The following is a 7,221-nucleotide window of genomic DNA, read 5'->3' on the forward strand; positions in this document are numbered from 1 at the left end:
AACGGGTCGTCGTGGTCGAGCACGATCGTGTTGAGGCCGTGGATCCAGCTCGTGCCGGAGATCTCCGGGACCACCGCCGGGCGGCCGCCGATGGTCGCCTCCTCGACCAGCCTGCCGGTATAGATGTTGCCGAGAATGCCCTGATGGCGGAAGCTCCGGTCGAGCGGGAGCTCGCCCTTGGCATGCAGCACGGCCATCTTCGCGCAGGTTCCGGTGCCGCAGGGGCAGCGGTCGAGCGCGCCGGTCCAGCTCGCGGGGTTGTCCCAGGAGAAATCGCCCGAGGCCATCGTCACCGCGTTCTTCCAGTCCGCCTCCGGATCGTCGGTCGGCCCGGAGAGCTGCGAGATCGTGATCCCCACGCCGGGGTAGTCCGGATGTTCGACCGGCAGCTGCTCGATCGCGGCCTGACGGATCAGCGCGGAGACCCGCGCGATCTCGCGGCCATGTTCGGGGATGAGTTCGAGCCCCGGGAACTGGCGGACATCCGCGATCGCGTAGAACATGCCGCCCCAGCCGACGTCGACGCGCACCTTGCCGAGATGGGGCACGTCGATCTCGGCGTCGAGATGCGCGGCGAAGGCGGGAACGTTGCGGAAGGTGACGCTCTTCACCTTGCCGTTCGCGCAGGCGGCCCGGACGCGGATGAGGCCCGCCGGCGCTTCGAGCACCAGCTCGGTCACCGGCTCCTTCATCGGCAGGAGACCCATCTCGAGCAGGACGGTCACGACCGAGATCGTGTTGCCGCCCGACATGACCGGATATTCGATCTGCTCCATGATCACGTAGCCCGCGTCGGCCTCGGGATGGCTCGGCGGTACGATCAGATTGCAGCAATGCGCCGGATAGCCGCGCGGCTCGCGCAGCACCAGCTTGCGGAGCTGGTCGTCGTTCTCCTCGAGCCACTTCATCTTCTCGTGGACGGAGTTCCCCGGGACATGCGGGACACCGCCGGTGATGACCCGCATCGGCGTTCCGGCATGCGTGTCGACCGCGTGGATCATTCGTTTGAAGGCCAATTCAGTCTCTCCTCGGCATATCCGTGGCCAGGGGCGCGCGGCGATGGACGCGGCCCGTTCCCGGAGGAACGGGCCGCCGGAAGTCGGCGCGGGCGCGGGCCGCTCAGAGATCCTTGACGAGCCGGAGCGCGTCGTAGATCGCGGCGTGGGTGTTGCGCGCCGCCACCGCGTCGCCGATCCGGAACAGGCGGAAGCTTCCCGCCTCGTTCTTCCGCGTCGCCTGGACGCGCCCGGTCGTGAGCGCCTCGTAATCGACCTCGCCGAGGTTGGAAGAGAGCGGCTTCAGGTCGAAATAGAGATCGTCGAGCGGCCGGGTGCCGTGGTTCACCACCACCTGATCGACCAGCCGTTCCCGCGTCATGTCGCCGTAGTCGCTGCCGAGCACCGCGCGAAGCCGGTTCCCCTCGCGCGTGACCGACATGAGCCGCCAGGTGACGGTGAAGGTCACGTCGCGCCGCTGCAGGGAGCGCATGTAGGGCACGAGGTTCATCGCCATGACCTCGGGCGAGAAGCTGCGGTCCGGGGTGACGATCTCGACCGTCGCGCCGGTCGCGGCGATCGCATCCGCCGCCTGCAGCGCGGCGTGGTCGCCCGCGTCGTCGAAGATCAGCACGTTCGCGCCGGGTTTCACGTCGCCCGACAGGATGTCCCAGGCCGAGCAGACCAGATCGTCGCCGACGCTCAGCACCTCGGTATGCGGCAGGCCGCCGGTCGCGATGATCACCTCGTCCGGCTCGGTCGCGAGCACGTCGCTCTCGTCGGCGAAGCTGTTGAAGTTGAAGGTGACGCCGTGCTTCTCGCACATCGCCATCCGCCAGGCGATGATCGAGATCATCTCGCGGCGGCGCTCCTGCAGCGCGGTCAGGCGGATCTGCCCGCCGGGCTGGTCCGCCGCCTCGAAGACCGTCACGGCATGGCCGCGCTCGGCGGCGACGCGCGCGGCTTCCATGCCCGCCGGGCCGGCGCCGACGATGGTGATCCGCTTCCGCGTCTCGGCGGCGGGGATCGTCTGCGGCATGGTCTCCTCGCGGCCGGTCGCCGCGTTGTGCAGGCAGTAGGCCGCGCCGCCCTGATAGATCCGGTCGAGGCAGTAGTTCGCGCCGACGCAGGGGCGGATGTCGTCCTCGCGCCCCTCGATGACCTTGCGCACGAGATGCGGGTCGGCCATGTGCGCGCGCGTCATGCCGACCATGTCCACGAGCCCGGCGGCGATCGCGTGGCGCGCGGTCGGCACGTCGGGGATCTTCGCGGCGTGGAAGGTCGGGAAGTTCGTGGCCTCGCGGATCCGGCCGGCGAATTCGAGATGCGGCGCGTTGCGCATTCCCTGCACCGGGATGACGTCGGTCAGGCCGGCGTCGGTGTCGATATGCCCGCGCACCACGTTGAGGAAATCGACGAGGCCGCTGTCCTTGAGCTTGCGCGAGATGGCGATGCCGTCCTCGGCGTCGAACCCGCCGGGCAGGCATTCGTCGCCGGTGTAGCGCACGCCGAGCAGGAAGTCCTCGCCGCAGCGCTCGCGGATGCCGCGCAGGATGTCGAGGGTGAAGCGCAGCCGGTTGTCGAGCGAGCCGCCGTAGGGGCCGTCGAGATCGTTGGTCAGCGGCGACCAGAACTGGTCCATCAGATGGCCGTAGGCCTGCAGCTCCAGCCCGTCGAGCCCGGCGGCCTTCATGCGTTCGGCGGCGTCGACGTAGTCGCCGATGATCCGCGCGATGTCCCAATCCTCCATCTTCTTCGGGAAGGAACGGTGCGCCGCCTCGCGCTCGTGGCTCGGCGAGACGACCGGCAGCCAGTCGGCCTTGTCCCAGCGGGTGCGGCGGCCGAGGTGGGTGAGCTGGATCATCACGGCGCAGCCGTGGTCGTGGCATTCGTCGGTCAGCTTCCTCATCCAGCCGACGACCTCGTCCTTCCAGGCGAGGATGTTGTTGAAGACCGGCGGGCTGTCGCGCGACACCGAGGCCGATCCCGCCGTCATCGTCAGCGCCACGCCGGCCTTCGCGCGCTCCACGTGATAGGCGCGGTAGCGATCCTTGGGCATCCCGTCCTCGGGGTAGGCCGGCTCATGGCTGGTGATCATGATCCGGTTGCGGAGCGTGAGATGCTTCAGCTGGTACGGCTGGAGAAGGGGATCGGTCGACATGAGGTCTGCCTGTCACAGGAGGAGATGGCCGAGGATCGCACGAAATGTTCATATATGTCAATTGCGAAATCACTCATGAACGCGAGGCGCCCAAGATTGGACATTTGCGTTGCACATGAGCCGTTTCCCCCTTATCCCAGCCCTATGGGCAAAGGTACCGAACCGGAAACCGGGTGGCGTGGATCGCGTGAAGGCTGGCTCGAGGCCGGCTATCAGGCGCTGATCGACGGTGGCGTCGACGCGGTGAAGATCCTGCCGCTCGCCAGGAAGCTCGGCCTGTCCCGCACGAGTTTCTACTGGTTCTTCGAGGACCGGGAGGCGCTTCTGGCGGCGCTGATCGACGGCTGGGACGCCCGGACCACCCGGCCGCTCATCGCGGCCACCGGCCAGTACGCCGAGACGCGGGCCGAGGCGATGCTGAACGTGCTGACCTGCTTCCTCGCCGCCGACATCTTCGACTCGCGGCTGGAATTCGCGGTCCGCAGCTGGGCGCTGCAGGACGAGAGGGTCGCCGCGCGTGTCCGGGAGGCGGACGAGGCGCGGCTCGCCGCGCTGACGAACATGCTCGCGCGATGGGGGCTGGACACCGCCGAGGCCGACATCCGGGCCCGGACGATCTATCTCGTGCAGATCGGCTACATCTCGACGCAGGCGAACGAGGACATCGAGACGCGCCTCGCGCGGATTCCGATGTATGTGCGGATCTACGCCGACCAGGCGCCGGAACCGCGCGAGATCGCCCGCTTCAACGCCCGGTTCCGGCCCGACGACCAGCCCTGAGCCCGCGAACCACCTGGTCCGCAATTCGTGTTCTCGCATGACCCTCGGTTGGACGTACTTGAACCTTGGTATGACACATATGAACATTTGATTGATCGATATGACCGGACAGCGTACCCTGGTGATCGCGGGGCGATTCATGTCCCGACGCGGGGAGGTGACGCATGCGGGTGGGTATCATCGGCGCGACCGGCTGGCTGGGGTCGGCCCTCGGCAGGCGACTGCTGTCGCGGAAGCTGATCGCTCCGGAGCAGCTGGTCGTCCTTGGCTGCGGAAGCCATCGCTTCGAGTATTACGGGTACGCGGGCGTCACGCCGGCCATCGATATCCCGGATCTCGTCTTCCGCTCCGACGTCGTCGTGCTCGCCGTCCGTCCCGACGCCTGGCCGCGCCTCACCCCGCGCGCGGAGGGCAAGCTCGTCCTCTCGTTCATGGCCGGCGTGAGCGCGAGGATGCTCGCGCGCCACGGCGGTCGCATCGCGCGCGCCATGCCGAACGCGGCCGCCGAGTTCGGCGCGTCCCTCACGCCCTGGTGGGCCGCCGACACGATCACGAGCGGCGATCGCGCGGTCATACCCTGGCTTCTCTCGGCGATCGGCGCCTCGGAGGAGATCGCCGACGAGACCGGTCTCGATCCGGTGACGGAGCCGGATCGCCCGGTCGGGGCCGCTGACCAGCCCGCCTCGGCGAACCGCGTCGGGCGCCCGCGCCTGGTTCGCGCCGTTTCCGCCGCTTCCTGACGGAGAGCTGACTTGCCCAGACCAGCGTTGGAACAGCTCCGGGGAGCACGCTACGACGTGGTCGTCGTCGGCGCGGGCGCGGTTGGCTGCGCGACGGCGCGCGAGCTCGCCGGGCGCGGCTTCGGCGTGCTGCTCGTCGACCGCGCCGATTTCGGATCCGGCACCTCGTCGCGCTCCAGCCGGATGCTCTATTCGGGCCTCGGCTATCTCGCCGCGCGCTATCCGCTCTGGCAGATGCCGCTTCACCCGGGGGACATGATCCAGCGCCTGTTTCATACCCGCGCGGTGATGCGGTGCCGGGCGGAGCTCGTCCGCGACATGCCCGGTCATCTCACCAAGCACCGCTTCCATTACCCGTTCCGCGCCGGGGACCGGTATCCGCCCTGGCTGGTCGATCTCGGCTTCAGGCTGACCGAGGCCCTGGGCGGCTGGAAGGTTCCGCTCGCCTACCGCCGGAGGGATGTCGCCTCCGCCGCCTCGGAAAGCCCGCTCGCCGCCGGGCTCGGCGGCGAACTGACGGGCATCGGCGTGTTCGAGGAGTACATGTACGCCTGGCCCGAGCGGATCTGCGTCGACACGGCGCTCGACGCGGAGCGGCTGGGCTGCGTCGCGCGGACCTACACGGCGGTGACCGGGATCGAGCCGCGCGGCGCGGGCTGGCAGGTCACGCTGGAAGAGCGCGCGCCCGAGGCCGAGGGGTCGGTCACGGTGACCTGCGATGTCGTGATCAACGCCTGCGGCCCGTGGATCGACCGGCTTCCGGGCGGCGGCGCCGGCCCGAGGGTGCGGGGCGTGAAGGGCGTCAACGTGATGGTCCGCCTGCCCGGCGGGTTCCGCGGCCAGGGACTGGAAGCCTTCTCGAGCAGGGGCGAACCCTTCTACGTCTTTCCCTGGCGCGACCTGCATTTCATCGGCCCGACCGAGACCGTCGTGAGCGCCGATCCGGACGAGGTCCGCGTGGAAGAGGCCGAGGTGGACTACGTCCTCGAAGAGGCGAACCGGCTCTTTCCGGAACTCGCCCTCTCCCGCGCCGACGTGGTTCACTGCTGGTGCGGCGTCCGGCCGACCTCCACCCTGGACGGCGAAAGCACGCTGCTTCCGGTCCGCGTCGTCGAGAGCGGTCCGGGGCTTTACGCCGTCACCGGGTCCACGATCATGCTGCACCGGCACGCGGCGCGGCTCGCGGCGCGCGCCGCGGAGCGGCGGCTGGGGCGCCGATCCCCTCCCCCGCGCGGTGCGATCGCGCGCCCGGCGCCTCCCGCGACGACCGCCGAGCTCGCTCAGCTGGTCACGCGGGAGCATGTCGTCCGCCTCGGCGACCTCGTTCGCCGCAGGCTTCCCCGTGGCCTCGATCCGGATCTCGGCCGGGACGCGGCGCGGGACCTCTCCGCTGTCCTCGCCACCGCCGCGGGCTGGAGCGAGGAACGGCGCCTCGCCGAACTCCGGGACTTCGAGACCGACACCTCCCGTGTCTATCCCGCGATGCCCCTCCCCGCCCCCGGATGAAGCAGCCGGATCGGCCGCCCCCGCCAAGGAGATACCAGCGATGACCGGGTTCACCGAACACGCGGCCGCCGACCTGTTCAGGATCGCCGAGGCGGCGTGCCGCGCCCGCGGCGCGAGCGAGGCGATGAGCCGGTCCCTCGCGCGGGCAAGCCTCGCGGCCGATTTCGTCGGGCGTGCCGAAGTGGGGCTCGCGCATCTCCTCGACTATCTCGACGGCCTGCGGGCGGGCCGGATCGACGGAGGCGCCGTCCCCAAGATCGACATGCCCGCGCGCGGCATGATCCGGATCGACGCGGCGGGCGGCGTCGCGCAACTCGGCTTCGACCTGGTCTTCGACGAACTGACCCGTCGCGTGAAGGAACTGGGCGTCGTGGTCCTCACGCAACACGACAGCTTTCCCTGCGGCGAGCTCGGCTACTACGCGCGCCGGCTGGCGGGCGAAGGCCTGGTCTCGCTCGTGGCCGCGAACGCCAATGCGATCGTCGCGCCGCGCGCGGGAAGCGGACGGCTCTTTTCGACCAACCCCGTCGCCTTCGGCGCGCCGCTCGCCGCGCCGCGCGCGCCGCTGGTGATCGACCAGGCGTCGAGCGCGAGCGCCTTCGTGAACGTCGCCCGGGCGGCGCGCGAGGGCCGGGCGATCCCCGAAGGCTGGGCGATCGACGCCGAGGGCCAGGCGACGACGGATCCGTCCAGGGCCCTGATGGGCGCCCTGCTGCCCTTCGGCGGCTACAAGGGCGCGAACATCGCGCTGATGGTCGAGGTGCTGTCGGCGGGGCTTTCCGGAGGCAACTGGTCCCTCGATTCGCCGGATTTCACCACCGGAACCGCGAGGCCGGGAACCGGAATGACCATCGTCGCCCTCGATCCGACGCTGTTTGACCCGGAATTCGAGGCCCGTCTGACCGAGCAGGTGGAGCGTCTCGCCGCGAGGGGCGCGCGGATCCCCGGAACGGGAGCGCCGCGGCTTCCCTGCGACGACACGGCACGCATCCGAGTCGCCGACGACGTCTACCACCGGCTCCTTTCCCACACGCGGGGA

6 protein-coding genes are annotated in these 7,221 nt (G+C 69.8%); 4 read left to right on the top strand and 2 right to left on the bottom strand.

Translation table 11 applies throughout. From position 1 onward, the window contains the following. Positions 1 to 1,016 (bottom strand): proline racemase family protein (locus tag FJM51_RS22840; protein ID WP_181164732.1); only part of this gene is annotated, 1,016 nt, incomplete at its 3' end. A gap of 103 nt (positions 1,017 to 1,119) precedes the next feature. Beyond that, positions 1,120 to 3,156 carry an N-methyl-L-proline N-demethylase HpbA gene (gene hpbA / locus FJM51_RS22845; protein WP_140456409.1) on the bottom strand — a complete coding sequence of 679 codons (2,037 nt, stop codon included), beginning with the start codon at positions 3,154 to 3,156 and terminating at the stop codon, positions 1,120 to 1,122. Positions 3,157 to 3,300: 144 nt separating this feature from the next. Between hpbA and FJM51_RS22850 the strand changes: the two genes are divergently transcribed. The 4 genes from FJM51_RS22850 to FJM51_RS22865 all read left to right on the top strand — a co-directional run. Then, entirely contained in the window at positions 3,301 to 3,936 is a 636-nt protein-coding gene (locus FJM51_RS22850) for a TetR/AcrR family transcriptional regulator (protein ID WP_140456410.1), read from the top strand. 164 nt (positions 3,937 to 4,100) lie between these two features. After that, a complete protein-coding gene (locus FJM51_RS22855) occupies positions 4,101 to 4,676 on the top strand; it encodes a pyrroline-5-carboxylate reductase family protein (RefSeq protein WP_140456411.1) in 576 nt (191 codons plus the stop codon). 12 nt (positions 4,677 to 4,688) lie between these two features. Further along, entirely contained in the window at positions 4,689 to 6,182 is a 1,494-nt protein-coding gene (locus FJM51_RS22860; protein ID WP_140456412.1) for an FAD-dependent oxidoreductase, read from the top strand. A gap of 40 nt (positions 6,183 to 6,222) precedes the next feature. Further along, positions 6,223 to 7,221, top strand: a 999-nt coding sequence (locus FJM51_RS22865) for an Ldh family oxidoreductase (RefSeq protein WP_140456413.1), incomplete at its 3' end; no start/stop codon positions are given.

Origin of the sequence: Amaricoccus solimangrovi (assembly GCF_006385685.1) — a bacterium.
Classification (GTDB): domain Bacteria; phylum Pseudomonadota; class Alphaproteobacteria; order Rhodobacterales; family Rhodobacteraceae; genus Amaricoccus; species Amaricoccus solimangrovi.

Excerpts from the sequence above, each read along its gene's own strand:
- FJM51_RS22855 (WP_140456411.1), top strand. The coding sequence starts at position 4,101 with ATGCGGGTGGGTATCATCGGCGCGACCGGCTGGCTGGGGTCGGCCCTC.
- hpbA (WP_140456409.1), bottom strand. The coding sequence starts at position 3,156 with ATGTCGACCGATCCCCTTCTCCAGCCGTACCAGCTGAAGCATCTCACG.
- FJM51_RS22850 (WP_140456410.1), top strand. The coding sequence starts at position 3,301 with ATGGGCAAAGGTACCGAACCGGAAACCGGGTGGCGTGGATCGCGTGAA.